Genomic DNA, 21,933 nt, shown 5'->3' with positions numbered 1-21,933 from the left:
TTGGATTGTATCAAATTCTTGCTATAGTTATAAACCCAGTATGACCAACCCTTGAACTTGCCGGTCTTGTCCCACGTTCTGTGAAGGATATATTTCGCTCAATACATTCAACAGTTGAAACTTCCAAAAAATTTATATTATCTATTGCTTCACGTATTTCTTTTGTCTGTTCAAAAAAAGGAGAGTAAACAGCAAGGTATCCACCGGGTCGTAGTAAATTTACTGTATAAGGGACTATTTTTCCTGCATCCACAGTATCAAGTGTTATTACATCAAATTGCTCATTGATATTTTCTATTTCATCAACAAGGTTACCGTGACGAAGTTCTATATTATTTGAACCCAGTGAATTTATGTTTTTTCTGGATACTTTAAAAAAATCCCCATTGGATTCATAGGTCACCACTCTTTTTGCAACAGAACCAAGATACATGGCAAGTATACCGGTGCCTGTACCCACATCAAGTACTACATCATTTTTATTGATTCCCGTATTTGTTATTATGATGCCTATATCCCTTGGCATCATGGGCGCCCCTGTACGTTTTGCATGATTGAAAATATCCGGTGTCCTGAGTTTTCTGATGTGGAATTCATGATTAATGTGCGAGTTTACAGTGTCACCCGGCTCTTTATCAAAAAGAATATCCATATCTATAATTCCAAGATCTGTATGGAAACTATCATATGATACCGTTGCTACATATTCCCGTGCCTTTCCCATATATTCAGTTTTTAGTAAAACTATCTCACCTATTTCCATTTTATGTTCACCCAATGATTAACTATGGTAAGGATTTTTAAGGGGGACTATAATATTAAAATCCAAATAAAGATAACTGGATTATTGTTTTATCTGCTTTTAAATAATTCGTTTATCACAGCTACTAACAATTAAGGTGTAAATATGAGGACAATTGACTGGAATGATGAATCCAATACAATACAATTAATTGACCAGACCCTGCTTCCAAGTGAATATAAGGTTATAGAATGCAAAACAATAGAATCATTGTGTGAAGCTATAAAATCTCTACGTATAAGAGGTGCTCCTGCACTGGGTGCAGCCGGTGGATATGGAATTGCCCTTGCTGCTGTTTTAAGTAAAACCGATAACATGGATGACCTGACAAAAGACCTGCATTCAGTCGCAGAAACTATTAAATCCACCCGGCCTACTGCAGTAAACCTTGCATGGGGCGTGGAAAGAGTTATTAAAGCCACCTCTGATGCCTACGATTTTGAAGGAATGAAAAATATTGCAATAGAAGAAGCAAAACAGATTGCTGATGAAGATGTCGCCATTAATAAAAAAATCGGAGAACATGGAGCAAAATTGCTGGAAGATGGAGACACTGTATTAACCCATTGTAACGCCGGAAAACTTGCCTGCGTTGACTGGGGTACTGCTCTCGGAGTTATCCGGTCAGCTATTGAGTCTGGAAAAAATATCAAAGTAGTTGCATGTGAAACCAGACCATTGAATCAGGGTAGTAGACTCACTACATGGGAACTGATGCAGGATAATATACCTGTTACATTAATCTCGGATTCCATGGCCGGACATATTATAAGACATGAAGCTATTGACAAAGTCATTGTCGGAGCCGATAGGATTACCGAAGATGCTGTATTTAACAAAATAGGAACCTACACACATTCAGTGTTAGCAAAAGAACATGAGATCCCATTTTATGTTGCCGCTCCTACATCAACCTTTGATTTTAAGGGATGGGAAGGAAGTGTAAAAATAGAGCAACGAAACGCTGATGAACTGCGGTATTTTGGAAATATCCAGATAGCCCCTGAAAATGTAAATGTTTACAACCCTGCATTTGATGCTACACCTATGGAAAACATCAGTGCTATAATTACAGAAAATGGTGAATTTCACCCGCCATTTTTACTGGATGAAGTGTTAATGTAAACTCGGACTTACATCACTTTTAAGTATAAACAGAAAACATTTGACGAAAAGTTTTAAATCAACAAATAGGTTATAAATTGTTATATATAACAATCACCGATTATAGTTAAAGGAGGATACAATGCCAAAAAAGAAATCAAGCAACGAAGGCGGAATGATGTCATCTGCGGGTCTTATGAGATATTATGAGGCGGATAAAAGAGCCATCCATCTGGACCCGAAACCTATTGTAATATTCGGTTTAGCTATAGGTGTGGGTATTCTGGCATTAAACGCCAGTTTTGGTCTATGGCCATAAGCCCTTTTTAATTTTTAAAACTTATAACTATTATACATTGCCAGTGTCATTAGAGACCATGCTGTAGCTATAACCTTTTTATTGTTATATCCCCAGTAACCATTCTCATTAAAATTATCCAGTAGCCATTGGATATGTGGCTTGAGTTGATTTATATAACCCGCAAACATCAATGCTTGTATCGCCAGATTGCTAGTTGATATATATGACCATCCACCATCCTTATCTGACTGTGATAATATCCACTCTGCACGATTTTGGATGAAATTTTGGTAATGTTTTGAGGACAATAATTTTTCCTGTTTTACAAGTGCAGTGATTACAAGTGATGTAGTTCCTACATGTTCCCAATAGGAACCATAATTTTCAATAATCCAGTTACATCCTATATTTTCTGATACATCCATATCAGAAAGTGCAATTAAGGCATATGCTGTATTATATACATCTTTGTTCCATGAATCATTGGTTTTCTGGTTTAAAAGCCATTCTTCTGTATCCGGGAAAATTATACCTATGTTTGCCAGTGATGAACATGCTCTACTTGTGTCTCTTACAGAATTATTCCATGAACTGTTACGTTTTTTATATATAAGTTTTGCAGCATAGTGGTTTTCAATACCCCATAAATCACAGGCTAATGTTAATCTGGACAAATCCTTTACATTATCGATATTTTGTTTTTTTAGCCATTCTGAGGCTTTTTCTATATAAGGTCTGAAATACATATCTGTTTACAACCTTTTTACAAATTAACAGAATACAACATATCTAAGTTGCAATGTATTCTAACTTTTTGGTTCATTGGTCATTGGTTAATATAATGATATGAACACAATCAAAGGAAGAAAACTGATTCTATCCAAAAAGTTAATCTAAATTGGATATTATTTTAAAAATATGATTGTCGAACAGGTAAACCTACATAATGGCACAGGTCTTGGTTTAAACTTTAATATGCATAATGCTCCAATCATTGTTATAAAAGCCGATAAAGGTTTTGTGATGTGTGGATATCTGGATATTAACGCTGCAAACAAACTTGATGATGCTGCTGCAAAGGTTAAAGGTGTCAATTCCTTTGAAGATGTCTTAAACGCTGAAATTATTGAAGCATCACAGCCTGCAAAAGAGATGGGAATAGATACAGGAATGACAGGCAAGGAAGCGCTTGAGAAAATGTTTTAACTATCAAAAAATTAAAAATGTTTTATTTTTATGCTTTACGCTTTTGATTTATCGGGCGAGCATGAAAGCTTGCCTGTCTTTGAAATTTTTGCATGCCTTGATGTAGAAGAGCTTGAATATAGTGAATATGCCCATTTTGACCAGTGCCTTGTTGTGGATATTTCAGAAAACAATAAAGAGGTTGTTAATAAACTGAATTCTGTTTCAAATCGTCTGGCAATGTCGCATTCAATACTAAAAGTGGCTGGAATCTGTGATACCGATTTTGATGATATTCTAAAAACCGCTGAAAACCTCAACATAAACAAACATATCACACCCGGACAGACATATGCAGTACGTGTAAATAAGGTCAAACATTATACATCCATAAACGGGGAACAGCTTGAAAAAAAAGTTGGAGGATGTATCTACAGGAAAGGCAATGAAAAATCGTATCGTGTGAATCTGAATAATCCAGATATCGAATTCCGTCTGATACTTACTGATAAATGTATAATGGGCTCGGTTGTGGCAAAAGTTGACCGCAGTTGTTTTGAATACAGAGTTCCTCATAAAAGACCATTCTTTTATCCCGGTGTACTGATGCCGAGAATGGCTCGAACTGTTGTTAATCTGTCAAAGGTCAAATCAGGAGAAACACTGTTTGACCCGTTCTGTGGGACTGCTGGTATTCTTATGGAAGCGGGTCTTGTGGATGTCAACTGCATTGGTCTGGAAGTCCAATATAAAATCATGTCAGGAGCACGTATGAACCTTGATGACCTGAATCTGGATTATTCGCTGTTAATGGGTGATGCATGCCGGTTGCCCTTTGTAGATGAATCAATGGATGCGATTGTTACCGACCCTCCATACGGAAAATCAGCACTGATAAAAGCCGAATCAATGAACTATTTGTATGCCATGTCATTCATAGAAATGTATCGTGTCCTGAAAAAAGGAAAATATGCAGTCATAGTAACAGGCAACCCGGTAAAAGAACTTGTTAAGGATGCAGGTTTTGTTCTTCATAAAGAACATCACCAGAGAGTGCATCGAAGTCTTACAAGAATTGTATCCGTGCTGTATAAAAAATAAAAAATTGCCCATAATAATTAAAAGATAATGGGAGATAACTCCCCCTGAGAGAGGCGGCAGGAGATTTTTAGGCGAGATAGAGGACAGGAGGGAGTAATTACAATGGGCAAGTTTAATGTTGGTTTTCAACAATATAAAAGGCTTTATTTGGACAACATGTGTTACCTTTAAGGGTTATAATTATCAAAAACCACTTTAATCATAATTCATGATAACGTTTTTCCTGTGGTACAAGATGCTCAAGAACTTCCGCCATCACCCTGTAGCGGATTAAATGCTGGCGTAACTGGTTGCGTGCTTTTTGGATTGAATAATCATCCACATCCCATTCAATGGGTTGCAGGTAATCCACATCCTTCAAAATAAGCCCATATGAAGGTGCGGGTTCTATACCTTCTTCATAGTATTCGGGATTTAGCATTTGTTCCAGCCATTTAGTATCCCTTGTTCCATAGCCGACCATCATGAGTGCTGTTACTATTTTACGCACCATTTTCCACAGGAAACTGTCTGCCTGTATATCTATCAAAGTGAGGTTTGCCTTTACCCGTATATTAATTCTTTGTACTGTGCGTACAGTAGATTTACCCTTTACAGGTGTACAGAAATTGGCAAAATCATGTGTTCCTATTAGATATTTAGAAGCCGTTCTAATTCTTGATATATCGTATTCTTCACCACTCATTATATACAGGTATCTGCGGCTCAATGCCTCATGTCTTGGGTTAAACTCATCAGGAAAAACAGCACATGCCCACGCCCAGATGGATTCTGGAAGTTGTGAATTGATCACTCTGGGTACTGCAAGCCTTGGGTTATTTGTATCAAACGCCACCACCTGACCAAGTGAATGAACTCCTGTATCAGTTCTTCCAGAACTTACAAAATTTGCTGATTTGGGACTATCTATAATTTCAAGATTTTTAAGAGATTTGAACAGTTCCCCCTCAATAGTCGGCAATTCGGGCTGTACTTGTGACCCGTGATATTCAGTTCCTATATATGCAAGTTTTAATGCCACCCTTTTTTTCATAAGCAGGCTCCATAATAATCTAATAGATTTTTTTTATATAATATATTTGTGTGCATTATTTACAACAATTAGATATTGGAAAAATATATAATATAGATTATCAACATCTACACAAACTTAAATACTGTACAGCACTATTTAATGTCATTCACCGGTGTTTAATTATGGTAACAGAAGAACAAATTTCAGAAATCCTGCAAAACTATGATTTTGACAATCTGGCTATCGCAACAGTATGCTCACATTCAAGCCTGCAGATTTTTGACGGAGCCCGTAAAGAAGGGTTCAAGACAATCGGTATTTGTGTAGGAAATCCTCCCAAATATTATGATGCATTCCCGAAAGCAAAACCTGATGAGTTCATCATCGTTGATAGTTACAAAGACATCCCTAATATGACTGATAAATTCATAGAAAAAAACGCAATACTTGTTCCCCACGGTTCATTCGTGGAGTATGTAGGTGCTGATAACTTTGCAAACCTTGAAATTCCTACATTTGGAAACCGGGATGTTCTTGACTGGGAATCAAATAGGACAAAAGAAAGAGAATGGCTTGAAAGAGCTGGCATCCATATGCCCAGAATAATAAATCCCGAAGATATCAATGGACCGGTAATGGTAAAATATCAGGGTGCTAAAGGCGGTCGCGGGTTCTTCATCGCCAAGAATTACGAGGAGTTTAAAGAAAACGTAGACCCTAAAGAAAATTATGTTGTCCAGGAATTTATAGTAGGTACAAGGTACTATTTCCATTTCTTCTATTCTCCATTAAGGGAAGAAGGATACAAATTAAGCAAAGGAACTCTTGAAATGCTCAGCATGGACAGAAGAGTCGAATCCAATGCTGATGAAATCTTTAGACTGGGTTCATCCAAGGAACTCGAAGATGCAGGTATCAATCCAACATATGTTGTTACAGGAAACGTACCACTTGTTGCACGTGAATCACTTCTGCCGCATGTATTTTCTCTTGGAGAAAAAGTTGTCGAGGAATCATTAAACCTGTTTGGCGGTATGATCGGACCGTTCTGTCTTGAAACTGTAGTTACCGATAAATTAGAGATTAAAGTATTTGAAATATCAGCACGTATAGTTGCAGGTACAAATCTCTACCCTTCAGGTTCTCCATATTCTGATTTTATAGAATCTGATTTATCTACAGGCAGAAGAATAGCCCAGGAAATCAAACTCGCAAAATCAATGGATAGATTAGAAAAAATACTATCCTAAAAATTTGTTATACAAAAAAAGTGCTACCGATTTAAATGGCTGGTACAACCCCATGAATTTGGACAAGGAAGAAATATACCCGGATGTAGAATACGATGTGATAATAATTGGTTCTGGTCCAGCCGGAATGTTTGCCGCGAATGAATTAAGCGACCAGAACCTGAAAGTACTGGTAGTTGAAATGGGTCAGGACATTGAAAATAGACAATGCTCTATGGACTCGGTTCAGCAATGCACACACTGTGCACCGTGTGACATTATGTGTGGTGTTGGAGGAGCAGGAACATATTCAGATGGAACGCTTAATTTAAGACCTGATATCGGAGGAAACCTTTCCAAACTGACAGGTGACCAAGACAGTGCCTGGAAACTGGTAGATTATGTGGATGATGTGTTTTTAAAATACGGTGCCCCTGAAATTGTACCATCCTACAAAACGCAGGAAATCGAGGATTTAAAGCGACGGGCTGCATCCGTTGGCGCCCAGTTTATTGAAATTAAACAGCGACACATCGGTTCTGATAATACCCCTGAATTAATATCCAGATTCAAAAGGGGTCTGGATGACAAAGGTGTTTCATTTTTACTAAATACCAAAGTACAGGATATTTTAGTTGAAAATGATGAGTGCAGGGGAATTGTACTTGACAATGATAAAATCATAAAATCCCATTACACAATGCTTGCTCCGGGCCGTGTTGGTGGTGAATGGGTCAACAATATCGTCAGCAAACATTCAATTTCTGCAAAATACGGTGGTATCGATATAGGCGTCCGTGTAGAAGTCCCAGCCATTATAATGGATCCTGTTACAAATATCAACCGCGACCCCAAATTCCACATACAGACCCAAAGATATGACGATTTTGTCCGTACTTTTTGTACAAATGAACACGGATTTGTGGTCAAAGAAGAATATGAGGATTTTATCGCCACTAACGGACATTCTCTGCGCAAAAAAACTTCCGAAAACACCAATTTTGCATTCCTTGTACACATAGAACTGACCCACCCCATAGAAAACACTACAAAATACGCCCGTTCCATAGCCAAATTAGCCACAACCATCGGAGGAGGCAAACCTGTACTCCAGAGAATGGGCGATTTAAGGCGCGGTAGAAGGTCTACCGATGGAAGACTTGCACGTAATCCAGTTGTCAATACATTAAAAGATGTCACACCTGGTGATATTTCCATGGCAATGCCCCACAGAATTGTGATGGACATCATCGAAGGTCTTGAAACACTCAACCAGATTATACCGGGTGTTGCATCTGATTCAACACTGTTGTATGCCCCAGAAATAAAATTCTACGCCATGCAGGTGCAGATTAACCAAAACATGGAATCCAGCATCAAAAACCTTTATGCAGCAGGTGATGGCACTGGGTTATCAAGAGACATTGTCAACGCTGCTGCTACTGGGGTGATGGCTGCAAGAGGAATATTAAAAACCGAAGAGATGAATTAATAATATTCTTTTTTTTCTTTTATACCTACTGAAAGTAACACTGAAACAAAAACTGTCACTGAAAGAAGTATGAACGCTATTCTTGTACCGTAAAATTCCAGAAATATACCTGCCATTACCGGTCCTGCAGCCGAACCTAACCATCGAACCATATTGAAAGTACCCATTGTAGTGGCAATAATTGATGAATCCACTTTTACCACTTCATCCACCAGTAACGTGGAGGTCAGTGTAACTACAGGACCAAAACATAAACCTACAAATGCAAAATTAAAAGCTATAATCGAAGAAATAGGCGGTATCTGTGAGAGCAGAAACAGTGCACATCCACCCAGAATTGCTATTATAACAAGTGGTTTTTTCCTGCCAACTATATCTGATACCCAACCACTGAATGATGCTCCCAGTGAACTAACGGCAGCGTGTGGTATAAATATCAAACCGGTAATTGCTGTTGTAATACCTGCATCTTTGGCAAAAAACGGTACTACATAGGATGCTCCAATCGCTGCCATATCGCACAACATCGCAATAAGTGTTATAAATACAATGGTTCTTTTCCTGAACATATCAAAAGAGAACTGAAGGACATTGGATGTTGTTTTTCTTTCTGTAATTTCAACACGGGTTTCACGCATAAAAAGTGACAAAAATGAAACAAAAAACGCTATTCCTGCAAGTGCCATGAATACTTCTCTCCAGCCGTATATACCCCCAAATATCCCACCTACTGAATAGCCGGATATTGTCCCAAAACCGGTTGCAACAGCCAGTACACTCATGGCTCTTCCACGCTCCTGATACTTAAACATATCACCCACCATTGTAAAAGAGGTCTGGAAGAATATTGCCGCCCCAGTGCCTGATACTGCTCTGGCAAACAGCAAAGTAATAAAATTAGAAGCAAGTGATAGAATACCCACCCCAGTTCCAAAAATGAAAATTCCGGAAAATATCAGAACTTTTCTACCAAACCTGTCCGATATTAACCCAAATGGAACCTGCAAAAGAGCCATAAAAATAAGAAATGTTCCTGCAACCCAGCCAAGATGTGATTTTGATATATTCAAATCCTCTGATATATCTGGAAGAAGTGGTATAAGAGAAAGGATTCCCAGAAATACACAAAATGTCCCAATTGATAGTAAAAACATCTGCCGTTTTCTGCTGAATGTGGGTATTGATGCAGTCATTATATCTAATCTTTAAAATTTTATGTTATCAAAAACCAAAATTATATCAGGATAGAGGAATTCAGGGAAATTATCACTCTATTAAATAAACAGTAACAACTATTATTTAGGATTATTAGTTTCTAAATTCTATTAAAACAATAATTATACAATAACGTATTTAATAAATGTGTAAAACATACTAAAAAACAAATGTAAAATTTAGTTATCCGGTGATAGATATGAAAGGAAAAGTTTGGAAATTTGGAGATGATATTGATACCGATGCTATAATTCCCGGGAGGTATCTAATTTTTAATACTCCTGAAGAACTTGCAAAACATGCGTTTGAAGGAGTGCGCCCTGATTTTGCCGAAAATGTAAAAGAAAACGATATCATTGTTGCAGGTAGTAACTTTGGATGCGGATCCTCAAGAGAGCACGCACCTCTTGCTCTTAAAGGTACAAAAATCGGGTGTGTAATTGCCAAATCCTTTGCACGTATATTTTTTAGAAACGCAATCAATATAGGAGTACCTCTTCTTGAATGTTCAGAAACAGACATGATTGAAGAGGGGGATGAAATCGAAGTCGAACTTTCCACTGGTGTTATAGAAAACAAAACAAAGAATGAAAAATATCAGGCAACTCCACTTCCGGATTTCGTCCGTGAAATTGTGGATGCTGGTGGATTGATAGAATACACAAAAAGGCTTGTTAATTGATCCAAAACAGATAAAAGACCATTAAAATGATAAATAATGTACAGGAGACAAATATGACACAATACAAAGTTCCAGTTATACCGGGAGACGGTGTTGGTCCCGAAATCATAGCAGAAGGCAAAAAGGTCATTGACGCAGCCGGAGAAAAACACGGATTCGATGTTGACTGGATAGAATTTCCAAATGGTGCAGACCACTATTTAGAAACTGGTGAACTGTTATCAGAAGATACACTCAAAGAACTTTCCAATTACAAATCAATATATCTGGGTTCTATAGGAGATCCAAGAGTTGCTCCTGGTGTACTTGAAAAGGGTATACTACTTAAAGCCAGATTTTACTTTGACCAGTATATAAATTTGCGACCGGTAAAACTTCTGGATGGTGTCTGGACACCACTTAAAAACAAAAATCCCAAAGATATTGATTTTACAGTTGTCAGAGAAAATACAGAAGACTTCTACATCGGAATCGGCGGAAGGGCTAAGAAAGGAATCAGTGAAGAAGAACTCGAAGTAACAAGGTCTATGTACAGCACAAGGTTCGGTCTGGATATTGACACCGATAGTGAAGAAATCGCCTACCAGATAGGCATGATTTCAAAAGAGGGGACTCGCAGGGTTATTAAATATGCATTTGACCTTGCCATGAAGAGAAACAAAGATAAGCATGTCGCATCTGTGGACAAGGCAAATGTGTTGTCTGATATCTATGGTTTCTGGAGAGAGCAGTTTAACGATATTTCAGAAAACTATCCTGAAATTGATACCGATTTCAATTATGTGGATGCCATTACAATGTGGTTTGCCAAAAACCCTGAATGGTACGATGTTGTTGTAACTCCGAATATGTTTGGCGACATTATTACCGACCTTGGTGCAATGATTCAGGGTGGTCTTGGACTTGCTCCCGGAGGCAATATCAACCCTGAAGGCACCAGTATGTTTGAACCAATACATGGGTCTGCTCCCAAATATAAGGGACAAGACAAGGTCAACCCTATTGCAACCATATGGGCAGGGTCAATGCTTGTTGACCAACTTGGTGAAACTGAAGCTTCAAATGATATTTTGTCAGCAATCGAAAAAAGCATTGCCGAGAACAAAATCAAAACCTATGATATGGGTGGAAGTTCCAAGACATCTGAAGTTGGAGACAACATTGCAAGAATTATAAGAGAAGAATTATGAAAAATGCACCATTTAAGGTGCATTTAACTTATTATTACCCTTCTTTATCCAGATGAACGTCCATCTGTGGATATGGAATTTCAATTCCTTCTTTTCTATAAGCTTTGAATATTTCACTGGTCAGGTCCCATTTAACAGTCCAGACATCCTCGTTGTTTGCCCATGCTCGCAGTTGGAGATTAACCGAAGAATCACCAAGTTCTGATGTTATTACAGCAGGTGCAGGGTCATCAAGTACCATTGAGTTGTTTTTCATAACATCAAAAGCCACCTGAATTGCTTTATCAAGATCAGTGTCATAACTTACTCCTACATCCACTCTTGCTCTTCTTATTGGCATGCGGGTATCATTAATTACTGCACTTCCCCATACAAGTTGATTGGGAATTGTAATAAACTGATTATCAGGAGTAAGAATTTCAGTCGCCATCATACCTACTGCTTCCACCTTTCCAAACATTCCATTTATAGTTACATAATCGTCTTTATCAATGGGTCGTAAGGTCGCTATCCATATCCCTGCCGTTAAGTTTGTCAGGGTATCCTGCATACCAAATCCAAGAATCAAACCAATAACTGCTGAAAGACCCAGAAATACCGATCCCACCGCAAAACCAAGCGCACCTGCAAACGCAAGAATTACAAGCACATATAATAGTATAGACAAAAATCTGGATAAGAATTCAATTACAAGATCCGGTAATTGAGTCTTTTTTAACCCTTTATTAAACAGTGATATCAAAATCCGAGCAAATATAAAACCTGCCAACAAAACTGCAATTGCAAAAACCATATCTGATACAAACAATTCTGTGTATGGTATATTTTGAGATAATAAACCATTCCCCATAAAAACCCTTAAAATATTTTAGGGTAATGAAGTATAAAAAATTAACCTCAGCCAGATTGAATAAAATATTTTATGTTAAAATAAATATAAAATAATAAGATTTAAAAAATATGACTACGTAAAGAAATTTAATGATAAGATCCTCCAGAATAATTATCCTGCTAATGTTCGTCTTTTTAATTTTCCAGTTAGTTCCGGCTATATCTGCCTACTCTTTTCAGGATGAGCTCATATGGGAATATGGAGGAGAATATAAACTTTCAAAAGATGAACGTGCAAAAGTCGGGCCCTACACTATCAAAATTCATGAAATAAACCCTGGAACAAACCCACCTTCCGCGAATGTCCTTATTTACCAGAACAATGTATATAAAGAGAAGTTATTTTTTGATACAAAAGCCAACAGCGAAAATACATATGAAGATGACCTGAAAATAAAGATTCATGATATAAACACGAATAACGTTTCTGTTGAGCTTTACAGACATGTTTATAAAAAGGCATGGGTTAAAGATACCGAAAGAAAGGGATTCCATAAAGGATATGAACTGAAAAACGGAAACTATACTGTACAAGTAAAGGAATTTAAGAAAAAGGAAGTTGTGCTTGAAGTTTCCAACCCTTATAAGAAAAATATATTCACAGATAATTACAAAGAAGCCGAATCCAGAAAATATTACAATGAGTTTATGGTAAGAGTTGCAAGTCTATACCCTGAAAAGGGTGTTGTATATCTTGAAACATATAGACCCGGAAATCCAGACTTTTCTATTGACATTTTAAACAATAAAGACAGCTATAACCCGAATGAAACCATTGAATACAAAGCCCTTGTAGAAAATACAGGCAGCACTCCTGTACAGGAAGTTAAACTTGAAAGTTCATCAAACACCGGAAAAATTGGCCAACCTGTAATGATGCGCAATGTAATAGACCAAAACAAGAGTAAAATATTCCCTGTTAGAATCAACCCCCCAAATGATCCTACCGGGGAAAATATGGTTACCAGTTTTGTAGTTTCAGGGCGTGATTATCGCGGTAACACCTATACAGATTCAAAAACGGTTAGCACCCAGATTAACTCATACATGAAAATAGAAAAAGAAATTAGCAAAGAAGATGTCACACTGTACAGGGAAAAAGAAAATGATACTGTCCAGGTTAGTTTAATAATACACAACATGGGCAATTCCAAAAAACTGGTAGATGTTACCGATGAAATCCCTGATTCATTTACAATCATTGGGAACGATTCACTGGAAAATTCACTGGTAGTTAATTCTGATTCAACGAAAAAAGTAACCTATCAAGTCAAACCAACAAAACCCGGAAGATATACATTAAAACCTGCAGTACTTGAATGGGTTGATGAAGGTAGTAAATATACTACTGAATCCAGTGAAAAGGAAATTGATGTACACAGTTCATGGATACAAGTAGACAAATCATTAAGTTCTGATTCTATAAACGTTAGTAACAATGTAGAAGTGAAAATAAACATTGAAAATACCGGCAATCGGATAGCAAATATCAGTTTCACAGATAGCATCCCTGAAGAGCTAAACCTGGTTTCTGGAGATTTACAATGGAATGGTAAATTAGGTCCAAAAGCAGATAAAGAAATAACATACACATTAACAACCAATGAATCCGGAAGATATGTTTTACCTGAACTGGAAGTTGATATAAATAACAACCAGACAAAGGCTATTTCCAATTCCGCAATACTTTACGTGGATAAAGGTGTAGTCACAGAACATAAACCTGAAGAACCTATACTAACAAGAATTGATGCAACCAAATTCATGGTTACAGCCTTTATGGCGATTCTTGCATTACTCTCATTAGCTCCAATATCAGCCTATATAAATATAAAACGAAAGGGATAATAAAAGAGGGATTTTATGGAAATGATAACCATCACATCAATACTTATATTCGGAATATTTTCGTTACTTGTTCTCCTTTTACTTATTAATGTATCATCCATGATGGCTATACTGTTACTTGTTTCTGCGCCTGTGGTTATGGTACTTCTTATACCGGAAACAGTTATAGGGTTCCTATCACATCAACATATGGTTCTTGCAAATGATCTGGTTCCTGTAAATAATTTCCATATACTGCTTATTATATGGTCGACCCTTATAGGACTTATAATGTATACGGAATTTTTGACGTGGTATCTCTCAAGAAACAAAGCCTAAATTCATATATCACAATATACCTCATTCAAAACCCTTATAAAGATGAAAACTTTAGAGATTAATCCACAAAAACGGTAAAGTTCATATTGTAACCTCGATATACATTTTTATATATCGATGAAGATTACAGATTTTTTTAAACCAGCCGTCTGAATACTTACTGGAATACTAATCCTGTTAATAGAGAGGAGTTATATTGAATGATAGAAGAGAATTACTGAACAATGAAAAAATCAGTAACCTCCTATTAAAATTATCAGCTCCTGCCATTGCAGGCATGGTGATTCAGGCTCTCTATAATATAGTTGATACTATTTTTGTAGGGAAAGCCCTTGGAGATGCCAGTGCCCAGGGCATCGGAGGGTTAACCGTTGCATTTCCTGTGCAGATGATTATGGCTGGTTTGGGTCTTATAATTGGTATTGGCGGTGCCTCGATTATATCCCGTAATCTCGGGTCGAACAATATAGACAGAGCTGAAAAAACGCTTGGAAATGTCATATTCCTTATATTTGTTTTCAGTGCCCTGATAACTGTTGCAGTCAGTCTTTATATTAATCCTATAATGAAGGCCTTCGGTGCAACCGATACAATCCTCCCATATGCTGTGGATTATCTTCGTATCATCACCTACGGATGTATATTCTTTATTTTTGCAATGGCTACAAACAATGTCGTGCGTGCAGAAGGCAACGCCAACATGGCAATGTTTACGATGGTCATCGCAGGAGTGACAAACATTATCCTTGACCCCGTCTTTATATTTGGGTTTGGATGGGGTGTTAAAGGAGCAGCCTCTGCTACTATAATTTCACAGATTATCGGTTCATTATTCCTTGTATATTATCTGTTCAGCGGAAAAAGCGTACTGAAACTTCATCTTAAAAATTTGATACCACAATATGATATCATAAAAGAAAACATTACCATAGGGTTGTCACCGTTTGCCAGACAATCATCCAGCAGTTTGATGGTGGTGGTACTAAACAATGTTCTTGCAATATATGGAGGAGACATTTCAATCGCTGTTTTTGGAATTATAAACCGACTGTTCATGTTCATATTCATGCCAATGATAGGAATTGTTCAGGGATTACAACCTATTGTAGGATTCAATTACGGTGCCAGAAACTTTGAGAGAGTGATGGAATCTGTAAGGTTATCGATTATTGTAACTACTGTAATGGCATCCATCGGTTTTGCAATATTTTATGCATTCCCCGAACAACTTTTTGGTGTTTTTAGTAATGACCCAAATCTTATAAACTCTGGAAAATCCGCAATAAGAATTATGGTACTGGTTGTGCCGCTTGCAAGTTTTGAATTTATAGGAGCTACTTTATATCAGGCTATTGGTAAAGCAAAACCTTCATTTGTTCTGTCTGTATCGCGCCAGATTCTTTTCCTGATACCTCTGGTTATTATACTACCTGGATTCTTCGATTTAAAAGGAGTATGGATAGCTTTCCCAATTGCCGGGTTTTTATCCTTCCTGCTTAGTATTTTTATGATGAATAGAGAATTTAAGGTTCTAAAAGGGTATATTCCTGAAACCGGATATGAATACGAAATCCCACAAAGTGCCAGATAAAATTATTTACGTTATTTTTTATAAAAAGATTGAAAAAGTACTTATACTAAAAACTACATAAATATTTGATGGGAAGTGGAGGTTAATTATGGATAATACAAATGAAGAGAGATTAAAAAACCCTCTGGCTGCATTAGGGCTTTCATTGATATTTCCAGGACTTGGTCAAATATATAACCAGCAGGTCAAAAAAGGTCAGATGTTTTTTGTAATTGCTATAATATTAATAGTTACAATGTTTGCTGCTGTTGGATTTGTACTTTATCCCATATTCTGGATATACAATATGTACGATGCATACACCGATGCAGTTAAAATGAACAGTGGAGAAATCCAGACCGGTTAAGTTTCATTCATCAAAATCGTAATAATAATATTCTCCTGCTGCTTTTTGTTCCCTGTCCAATCGGGAATTCGGCTTGTTCACTCTGGGACGCGATGTATCATCATCCCTTCTGAAAGTTATATCAAGGTTGGAAAGGAATTTATTCATACCTTCCTGCATACTGGATGGTCTTTTTGCTACACCATATATCGCTGGTTTACCTTCAAAGACAATCAACCGCTCACTCAGCATATCAATCATATAAATGTCATGGTCAACCACCATAGCGGTCTTTTTATTATTTTCAGCAAAACGCTTGATAGCTTTTGTTGTCAGTGAACGCTGTTCTACATCCAGATGTGCACTTGGCTCATCAAGGATATACATATCCGCGTCACGGCTAAGACAGGCAGCGATTGCAACTCTTTGCAGTTCTCCCCCACTTAAATTGGGAAGCATCTTATCATATAACTCTTCAATCTGTAGTGGTCTTGCAATTTCTCCCTGATAATAACTGGTATCAAATCTGCTGGTTATACTTCTCAAAAAATCCTGTACCCTGAGATTGATATCACCTTTAACATACTGGGGTTTAAAAGAAATATTGATGTCAAAATCGAGTTCACCATCATCAGGTTCTATTTCTCCCGCAAGTACCTTTACAAAAGTCGATTTCCCAATACCATTGGGTCCAACTACACCAAGCACTTCACCCTGTTTTAATGAACCGCCATCAGATGTTAACGAAAAACCATCCTTGTATTGTTTAGAGAATTTTCCGTATTCAACCAGTGTTTCAACTTCTGCTTCAGCCCTCGGAGGATGAACCTCAAACTCGATTGGTTCTGGACGAATACGAATATTTTCTTCGGGAAGATAACCTTTAAGATACTGATTAATGGCTATACGCACACCTTTGGGATAGGTGATTACACCATATGCTCCGGGAACACCATAGGCAACATGAACTACATCTGCAAGCATATCAAGGATAGCGAGGTCGTGTTCTACAACAAGAACAGCTTTTTCCTGAGCAAGTTCCTGTATAAGTTGTGCAGCATTTATACGCTGATAGATGTCAAGGTAGGGGCTTATTTCATCAAAGAAATAGAATTCTGCATCCTTAACCATACAAGCCGCAATTGCAACCCTCTGGAGTTCACCCCCACTCAACTCATTTATATTACGATCTATTATCTCATCCAGGTCAAGTCTTTCAATCAGTTGATCCAGCACTCCACGGTCATCTGCTTTTTCAAGAAGTTCACGGGTTTTTCCGTTAAACGCTTTGGGTATTTTATCAATGTATTGTGGTTTTTGAGAGACCTTTACTTTACCGTTTAACAGTTTTTTAAAATAGTCCTGAATCTGTGTACCTGAATATCTCTCAATAACCCTGTACCAGCTGGATTCCTCTTCGTATTCACCAAGATTTGGAACAAGTGTACCGGATAGAATATTGACTACAGTACTTTTACCTATACCGTTTGGACCAAGAATACCTGTAACTCTTCCTGCCTGTGGTGTTGGAAGTCCATAAAGCACAAAACCATTTGTTCCATATCTGTGTGTCGGAGGTTCTTTAAGTGCTTCCGGTAAGCCGATAATCATTATAGCCTTGTAGGGACATTTATCGACACATATACCACAGCCTACACACAGTTCCTCAGAAATTATAGGTTTTCCTTTTTCACCAAAATAGATTGTTTCATCACCTGTCCTTACTCTGGGACAGTATTTATGGCATTCTTTACTGCACTTTCTGGGCTGACATCTATCATAGTTTAATACTGCTATCCTCATAACCAACCAATTCCTGTTAAAAACCTGAATTTATCTATTTGTAAAAAGGAAGTTTTTAAATTAACCTGTATATTTAATTCAGCATCAATACCCAAGTAACCAGTGCAAAATCTATTACGAGAAACTCCACATAAAACCAATCTTTAAGTCCAAACTCTTTTGTGCTGATGTTTATCTGGGGGTAGATAACACGCTGCATATAATAGGTAACAATCGCTATTATGACTATTATTGCATACCATGTGGTACCTGCACCAGTTCCTAAAATATACTCAGCAACAACTCCTGCTATAATACCAAGTATTGACGCAACTGCAGTTTTAATAATTCCTTCTACCCGGTCTTTTCTTCTTTGTTCCGGTGTTTTTTCAAATGCTTCAGGACCCTTCACCTTACTGGTACTTTCCTGTTCCTCTGATTCTTCTTTTTTTCCTTTTCCCTGTTTTTGGGGGGTTGATTCACTCAAATTGTTCCGGTCTCCTGAATGAGTTAATATGAATAGATAAACGGTTTTGTAAGTAGAATACCATGAATTATTGGAAGCTATATAAACATTTATTGTCCCAGATAAATATCTACCAGTTAAATAAATTCATTGCTCAAAACATTGTTGATGTTATCAATGGATATAGAATCAATACCTATAGAATTCAAATAATCTGCAAATTTTGATGGTCTATGTCCCTTTGGATGATATACAATAGTAATTTCAGGATTTATTGATTTCACCATATCAACAAGTCCAAACGCATCAAGGTGGTCGCTTATCTGGATTGACGGATACACCTGATTTTTGTTTATTCTTCCGGTTACATTGTACTTTGATATATCTTCAGGCAGGTCATCCAAATAGTGAGGAGGAACTACACACACCTCATTGTTGTCGGACTCTCCGATACCTGAAAGTTCACCCGGATTATCAAGTAAAAGTTGTGTCAGGTTCAGAGTATTGTCCTCCATTTCTATAGCTCCGTTATATCCCACTTTCCTGAGAATTTCTACGGTTCTCTGGGCTTTTCCAAAAGCATAGGCACCGAAGGCTACACGGTTACAGCTTTCAAAAATATCCTTAAAACCATCCAGATCATCATTAAAGTGGCATTTTAAATCCGCAGGGTCCCCATAATTTGCCTCTGTTATCAAAACATCACAATCTGGTAGACAGGATGCATCTTTCACATCACCTGTTACCAATATACGTGTACCTACATCATTTTCCCAGTAAAATGCAGTTGACCCTACCGTATGTTCGGTGGGATAGGTATAGATGGATACGTCACCGACATCTATTGTTTCGCCTATTTCAACCGATTTACCATTGAATTTCTTACCATATCTGGATTCCAGTGCAAGTGCTGTCTTATCAGAACACAATGAACGGTTTGAAAGCATTGCAGACTTGCCGTGATGGTCTCCATGTGCATGTGTTATAAGATATGCATCAGGCTGTGTATATTTTTCAGGTATTCGGGTTGTATCAATAGAAAAAGTATGTAATCTGCCCTTTTTGGACCTGAAACTTATGGAAAGGTGTGGTTTAAATGTGCCTCTTGCGTTTTTTTGCCGGTAAGCAAAAATTCCAAGACCTATTAATTGTTCTGATATTTTCATCCCTCTCAAATCAGGTGAATAATATTAAGATATATACATATTCTGATTAGAAAGGATGCAATTTAATATCAAAAAAGTAACAAAAGGAAAGGTTATAGAAGTTTATCCAGTTCTGCACTCAGGACATCTGCCTGTTTTAATCCTGTGAATCGTTTGACTTCTTCACCATCTTTTTCGATTACAATGGTAGGTACTGCCATAACATTGTAGTTCCTTGCCATTTCACCATTTTCATCAACATCTACTTCTTTGATGTCTACCTGATCTCCATATTTTTCTTTAAGATCATCAATAATTGGTTTTTGCATTTTACACGGTCCACACCATGTGGCACTGAAATCTAATAATATTGGTTTACCCATTTTGTTCACCTTTTTATGTTTATATTAAAATTCAAAACGGTATTTTAACTTTACAATAACATTTTGGTATTGCAATTGTTATACAAAACCAGTGTTCTCTTCATATAAATAAGTTATTGACATTTGGACAGAGACTTGTTGTTTTTACTTATATTGCTGTAATACATGCATTCGTTTCTTGAAAAAAGGTGCATTTCTACCGATTCGTTTACAATGTCTACAGGTGCACCTCTTACAAGGATAGCTGGAGTACATTCTCCCGCCTCACCCATAATAATCTGGGCAGCAGATACGAGGTTATCTGCTGTTGCTTTATGTGTAATGTTTAAAGACTTGCCGTATAAATCCCGACATCCTCGAGCATCTTCTACAGGCACAATACCAGATGTACCAAGTGCAATTCCTACACATCCAAGCCTCATCGGCTGGGTTCTGCTATCTCCTATGATAACCCCCAAGTTGCAGAAAAATTGTTTATTTATGCCCTCTCGGATTGATTCTGCACTTTTTTGTGCGTTTTCCGGCAAAAGTATTACATAACCATCAGGTGCATTAGAACTATCAATTCCCGCGTTTGGTGATAGATTTCCCCTTGTAATGGTAAGTACAGCACCAGGTACACCACCAATTATTTCATCACATTCCTGAAGAATAAGTTCCATTTCTCTGGGGTCTATCTCATATTTTTGAGCGTATTCTTTAGCCATTTCACTGGATTTGACATCACTAAGTTTTATCATTCGATGTTCAGCAGTTGCAACCGCTGATTCTGCCAAAATAAGTATATCATTATCCTGTGGGATAATCCTTGCATTTTCAAACCCAGCTCCAACAGCTTTTAAGATATCGTCTCCGGATTTTATAATCGGTGTTTTTATTCCAAACATCTGCATGTTAGGGCAATTAATGTCCATATCTATTATCTCCAGAGAGATAGTTTTGCATAATTTTTATAGCACAATATTCCCCACACATTGTACATGGACCTTCCATTGGACACATTTCTTTAGGTTTATCCGGATCAATCGCCATTTCTATTTGACCGTCCCAGTCAAACTTTCTCCGTTTCATAGACAGCATAAAATCTCTGTCACTTATACCGTATTTTATTGTATCCCCTATATGACCAGCGATTTTAAACGCAACCAGTCCTTCTCTGACCTGTTCCGGTGTGGGCAGTGAAAGATGTTCAGACGGCGTTATGTAGCAGAGATAATCAGCTCCTGCTCCACTTGCCATACTGGCACCTACAGAACCTGCTATATGGTCGTATCCAAGGGCTACATCTATAGGCAGGGGTCCTGCCACAAAAAGAGGGTATTCAGACAGGGATTTGTAGTATCTAACTGTATCAGGAATATCATTTGCCTGAACATGTCCACCGGTACCTTCCACAATCACCTGTACACCTTTTTCATTTGCCCTGTTTGCAAGACGGATATTGGTTTCTATTTCCGACATTTGTGCATCATCATAAAGGTCATGGATACATCCGCTTCTCATGGTATTACCGAGTGAAAGCACCACATCATTTTTCCTCAGGATTTCAAGGACAGCATCAAAATTTTGAATGAATGGGTTTTTACATTCATTGGTCAGCATAAATACACTGGTAAATGATCCACCTTTTGATACCATACCCATAACTCTTTCTGAACCCTTTAGTTTACCAAGTGTATTATTATCTACACAGTGCAGAACAACAGAACTTACTCCTTCATCCACATGTCTTTCAAGTGTAGAGAATATATCCTCATATGTTACATTTTTCATTCCGTGTTCCACTATAGACTGATAAATAGGAACAGTTGTAATAGGGAGGGTGGTGTTTTCAAATACTCTACTACGTATATCTGAGATATCTCCAC

23 protein-coding genes are annotated in these 21,933 nt (G+C 37.4%); 12 read left to right on the top strand and 11 right to left on the bottom strand.

The features are described from left to right. Positions 1 to 10: 10 nt before the first annotated feature. Positions 11 to 763 (bottom strand): rRNA adenine N-6-methyltransferase family protein, encoded by a 753-nt coding sequence (locus tag QZ276_RS05280; protein WP_292485944.1) that lies wholly within the window; start codon positions 761 to 763, stop codon positions 11 to 13. 144 nt (positions 764 to 907) lie between these two features. Between QZ276_RS05280 and QZ276_RS05275 the strand changes: the two genes are divergently transcribed. Both QZ276_RS05275 and QZ276_RS05270 read left to right on the top strand, forming a co-directional pair. Continuing rightward, entirely contained in the window at positions 908 to 1,927 is a 1,020-nt protein-coding gene (locus QZ276_RS05275) for an S-methyl-5-thioribose-1-phosphate isomerase (protein ID WP_292485943.1), read from the top strand. Between the two features lie 121 nt (positions 1,928 to 2,048). Continuing rightward, on the top strand, positions 2,049 to 2,225 hold the full coding sequence (locus QZ276_RS05270; RefSeq protein WP_292485941.1) for a preprotein translocase subunit Sec61beta: 177 nt from the start codon (positions 2,049 to 2,051) through the stop codon (positions 2,223 to 2,225). Between the two features lie 14 nt (positions 2,226 to 2,239). Here QZ276_RS05270 and QZ276_RS05265 read toward each other — a convergent pair whose 3' ends face one another. After that, a complete protein-coding gene (locus QZ276_RS05265; protein ID WP_292485940.1) occupies positions 2,240 to 2,953 on the bottom strand; it encodes a hypothetical protein in 714 nt (237 codons plus the stop codon). 172 nt (positions 2,954 to 3,125) lie between these two features. Between QZ276_RS05265 and QZ276_RS05260 the strand changes: the two genes are divergently transcribed. Further along, positions 3,126 to 3,413: a YunC family protein gene (locus QZ276_RS05260; RefSeq protein WP_292485939.1), complete on the top strand. Its 288-nt coding sequence runs from the start codon at positions 3,126 to 3,128 to the stop codon at positions 3,411 to 3,413. 30 nt (positions 3,414 to 3,443) lie between these two features. Next, a complete protein-coding gene (locus QZ276_RS05255) occupies positions 3,444 to 4,493 on the top strand; it encodes a TRM11 family methyltransferase (RefSeq protein WP_292485937.1) in 1,050 nt (349 codons plus the stop codon). A 199-nt stretch (positions 4,494 to 4,692) separates the two neighbouring features. Here the strand turns inward: QZ276_RS05255 and truA are convergent, their stop codons facing one another. Then, entirely contained in the window at positions 4,693 to 5,526 is an 834-nt protein-coding gene (truA, locus tag QZ276_RS05250) for a tRNA pseudouridine(38-40) synthase TruA (RefSeq protein ID WP_292485935.1), read from the bottom strand. 164 nt (positions 5,527 to 5,690) lie between these two features. Here truA and QZ276_RS05245 point away from each other — a divergent pair, with 164 nt between their 5' ends. Both QZ276_RS05245 and QZ276_RS05240 read left to right on the top strand, forming a co-directional pair. Continuing rightward, positions 5,691 to 6,758 carry a formate--phosphoribosylaminoimidazolecarboxamide ligase gene (locus tag QZ276_RS05245; RefSeq protein ID WP_292485933.1) on the top strand — a complete coding sequence of 356 codons (1,068 nt, stop codon included), beginning with the start codon at positions 5,691 to 5,693 and terminating at the stop codon, positions 6,756 to 6,758. 52 nt (positions 6,759 to 6,810) lie between these two features. Then, complete coding sequence (locus tag QZ276_RS05240; RefSeq protein WP_292486027.1) at positions 6,811 to 8,229, top strand: NAD(P)/FAD-dependent oxidoreductase; 1,419 nt, start codon at positions 6,811 to 6,813, stop codon at positions 8,227 to 8,229. Here the strand turns inward: QZ276_RS05240 and QZ276_RS05235 are convergent. Then, positions 8,226 to 9,422 (bottom strand): MFS transporter, encoded by a 1,197-nt coding sequence (locus QZ276_RS05235; protein WP_292485931.1) that lies wholly within the window; start codon positions 9,420 to 9,422, stop codon positions 8,226 to 8,228. The two genes, QZ276_RS05240 and QZ276_RS05235, sit on opposite strands and share 4 nt — an antisense overlap. 221 nt (positions 9,423 to 9,643) lie before the next feature. On the opposite strand from QZ276_RS05235, the gene QZ276_RS05230 reads away from it, so the two are divergent. Beyond that, entirely contained in the window at positions 9,644 to 10,126 is a 483-nt protein-coding gene (locus QZ276_RS05230; RefSeq protein WP_292485929.1) for a 3-isopropylmalate dehydratase small subunit, read from the top strand. A gap of 53 nt (positions 10,127 to 10,179) precedes the next feature. Continuing rightward, positions 10,180 to 11,316: an isocitrate/isopropylmalate dehydrogenase family protein gene (locus tag QZ276_RS05225; RefSeq protein WP_292485928.1), complete on the top strand. Its 1,137-nt coding sequence runs from the start codon at positions 10,180 to 10,182 to the stop codon at positions 11,314 to 11,316. 34 nt (positions 11,317 to 11,350) lie between these two features. On the opposite strand, the gene QZ276_RS05220 is transcribed toward QZ276_RS05225, so the two are convergent. Continuing rightward, entirely contained in the window at positions 11,351 to 12,166 is an 816-nt protein-coding gene (locus QZ276_RS05220) for a mechanosensitive ion channel family protein (protein WP_292485927.1), read from the bottom strand. A gap of 164 nt (positions 12,167 to 12,330) precedes the next feature. Here QZ276_RS05220 and QZ276_RS05215 point away from each other — a divergent pair, with 164 nt between their 5' ends. The 4 genes from QZ276_RS05215 (at position 12,331) to QZ276_RS05200 (ending at position 16,310) form a co-directional block, all read left to right on the top strand. Then, positions 12,331 to 14,055 carry a BatD family protein gene (locus QZ276_RS05215; RefSeq protein ID WP_292485925.1) on the top strand — a complete coding sequence of 575 codons (1,725 nt, stop codon included), beginning with the start codon at positions 12,331 to 12,333 and terminating at the stop codon, positions 14,053 to 14,055. 15 nt (positions 14,056 to 14,070) lie between these two features. Further along, the gene (locus QZ276_RS05210; RefSeq protein WP_292485924.1) at positions 14,071 to 14,373 is read left to right on the top strand and encodes a hypothetical protein; all 303 of its coding nucleotides are present in this window, start codon (positions 14,071 to 14,073) and stop codon (positions 14,371 to 14,373) included. Positions 14,374 to 14,569: 196 nt separating this feature from the next. Continuing rightward, entirely contained in the window at positions 14,570 to 15,964 is a 1,395-nt protein-coding gene (locus tag QZ276_RS05205; RefSeq protein WP_292485922.1) for an MATE family efflux transporter, read from the top strand. Positions 15,965 to 16,052: 88 nt separating this feature from the next. Continuing rightward, positions 16,053 to 16,310, top strand: coding sequence for a DUF5683 domain-containing protein (locus QZ276_RS05200; protein ID WP_292485920.1), 258 nt, complete (start codon positions 16,053 to 16,055; stop codon positions 16,308 to 16,310). Between the two features lie 3 nt (positions 16,311 to 16,313). Here the strand turns inward: QZ276_RS05200 and QZ276_RS05195 are convergent, their stop codons facing one another. From QZ276_RS05195 to QZ276_RS05170, 6 genes are all read right to left on the bottom strand, one after another. After that, positions 16,314 to 18,092, bottom strand: a complete 1,779-nt coding sequence (locus QZ276_RS05195; protein ID WP_292485918.1) for a ribosome biogenesis/translation initiation ATPase RLI — start codon at positions 18,090 to 18,092, stop codon at positions 16,314 to 16,316. A gap of 73 nt (positions 18,093 to 18,165) precedes the next feature. Next, on the bottom strand, positions 18,166 to 18,558 hold the full coding sequence (locus tag QZ276_RS05190) for a hypothetical protein (protein ID WP_292485916.1): 393 nt from the start codon (positions 18,556 to 18,558) through the stop codon (positions 18,166 to 18,168). Between the two features lie 116 nt (positions 18,559 to 18,674). After that, positions 18,675 to 19,703 carry an MBL fold metallo-hydrolase gene (locus QZ276_RS05185; RefSeq protein ID WP_292485915.1) on the bottom strand — a complete coding sequence of 343 codons (1,029 nt, stop codon included), beginning with the start codon at positions 19,701 to 19,703 and terminating at the stop codon, positions 18,675 to 18,677. Positions 19,704 to 19,795: 92 nt separating this feature from the next. Then, positions 19,796 to 20,074, bottom strand: a complete 279-nt coding sequence (gene trxA / locus QZ276_RS05180; protein ID WP_269634935.1) for a thioredoxin — start codon at positions 20,072 to 20,074, stop codon at positions 19,796 to 19,798. A 104-nt stretch (positions 20,075 to 20,178) separates the two neighbouring features. After that, the gene (gene cofE, locus QZ276_RS05175; protein ID WP_292485911.1) at positions 20,179 to 20,979 is read right to left on the bottom strand and encodes a coenzyme F420-0:L-glutamate ligase; all 801 of its coding nucleotides are present in this window, start codon (positions 20,977 to 20,979) and stop codon (positions 20,179 to 20,181) included. Beyond that, on the bottom strand, positions 20,969 to 21,933 hold a 965-nt coding region (locus QZ276_RS05170; RefSeq protein ID WP_292485909.1), incomplete at its 5' end, for a phosphomethylpyrimidine synthase ThiC. The genes QZ276_RS05170 and cofE, both read right to left, overlap by 11 nt.

Origin of the sequence: Methanohalobium sp. (assembly GCF_018609725.1) — an archaeon.
GTDB lineage: Archaea > Halobacteriota > Methanosarcinia > Methanosarcinales > Methanosarcinaceae > Methanohalobium.
Note: the sequence above shows the minus strand (reverse complement) of the source record. Positions and strands in the feature narration are given on the sequence as shown.

What these genes read in the sequence shown, in the direction of transcription:
- QZ276_RS05280 (WP_292485944.1), bottom strand. Translation starts at nt 763, where the DNA reads ATGGAAATAGGTGAGATAGTTTTACTAAAAACTGAATATATGGGAAAG.
- QZ276_RS05275 (WP_292485943.1), top strand. Translation starts at nt 908, where the DNA reads ATGAGGACAATTGACTGGAATGATGAATCCAATACAATACAATTAATT.
- QZ276_RS05270 (WP_292485941.1), top strand. Translation starts at nt 2,049, where the DNA reads ATGCCAAAAAAGAAATCAAGCAACGAAGGCGGAATGATGTCATCTGCG.
- QZ276_RS05265 (WP_292485940.1), bottom strand. Translation starts at nt 2,953, where the DNA reads ATGTATTTCAGACCTTATATAGAAAAAGCCTCAGAATGGCTAAAAAAA.
- QZ276_RS05260 (WP_292485939.1), top strand. Translation starts at nt 3,126, where the DNA reads ATGATTGTCGAACAGGTAAACCTACATAATGGCACAGGTCTTGGTTTA.
- QZ276_RS05255 (WP_292485937.1), top strand. Translation starts at nt 3,444, where the DNA reads ATGCTTTACGCTTTTGATTTATCGGGCGAGCATGAAAGCTTGCCTGTC.
- truA (WP_292485935.1), bottom strand. Translation starts at nt 5,526, where the DNA reads ATGAAAAAAAGGGTGGCATTAAAACTTGCATATATAGGAACTGAATAT.
- QZ276_RS05245 (WP_292485933.1), top strand. Translation starts at nt 5,691, where the DNA reads ATGGTAACAGAAGAACAAATTTCAGAAATCCTGCAAAACTATGATTTT.
- QZ276_RS05240 (WP_292486027.1), top strand. Translation starts at nt 6,811, where the DNA reads ATGAATTTGGACAAGGAAGAAATATACCCGGATGTAGAATACGATGTG.
- QZ276_RS05235 (WP_292485931.1), bottom strand. Translation starts at nt 9,422, where the DNA reads ATGACTGCATCAATACCCACATTCAGCAGAAAACGGCAGATGTTTTTA.
- QZ276_RS05230 (WP_292485929.1), top strand. Translation starts at nt 9,644, where the DNA reads ATGAAAGGAAAAGTTTGGAAATTTGGAGATGATATTGATACCGATGCT.
- QZ276_RS05225 (WP_292485928.1), top strand. Translation starts at nt 10,180, where the DNA reads ATGACACAATACAAAGTTCCAGTTATACCGGGAGACGGTGTTGGTCCC.
- QZ276_RS05220 (WP_292485927.1), bottom strand. Translation starts at nt 12,166, where the DNA reads ATGGGGAATGGTTTATTATCTCAAAATATACCATACACAGAATTGTTT.
- QZ276_RS05215 (WP_292485925.1), top strand. Translation starts at nt 12,331, where the DNA reads ATGTTCGTCTTTTTAATTTTCCAGTTAGTTCCGGCTATATCTGCCTAC.
- QZ276_RS05210 (WP_292485924.1), top strand. Translation starts at nt 14,071, where the DNA reads ATGGAAATGATAACCATCACATCAATACTTATATTCGGAATATTTTCG.
- QZ276_RS05200 (WP_292485920.1), top strand. Translation starts at nt 16,053, where the DNA reads ATGGATAATACAAATGAAGAGAGATTAAAAAACCCTCTGGCTGCATTA.
- QZ276_RS05195 (WP_292485918.1), bottom strand. Translation starts at nt 18,092, where the DNA reads ATGAGGATAGCAGTATTAAACTATGATAGATGTCAGCCCAGAAAGTGC.
- QZ276_RS05185 (WP_292485915.1), bottom strand. Translation starts at nt 19,703, where the DNA reads ATGAAAATATCAGAACAATTAATAGGTCTTGGAATTTTTGCTTACCGG.
- cofE (WP_292485911.1), bottom strand. Translation starts at nt 20,979, where the DNA reads ATGGACATTAATTGCCCTAACATGCAGATGTTTGGAATAAAAACACCG.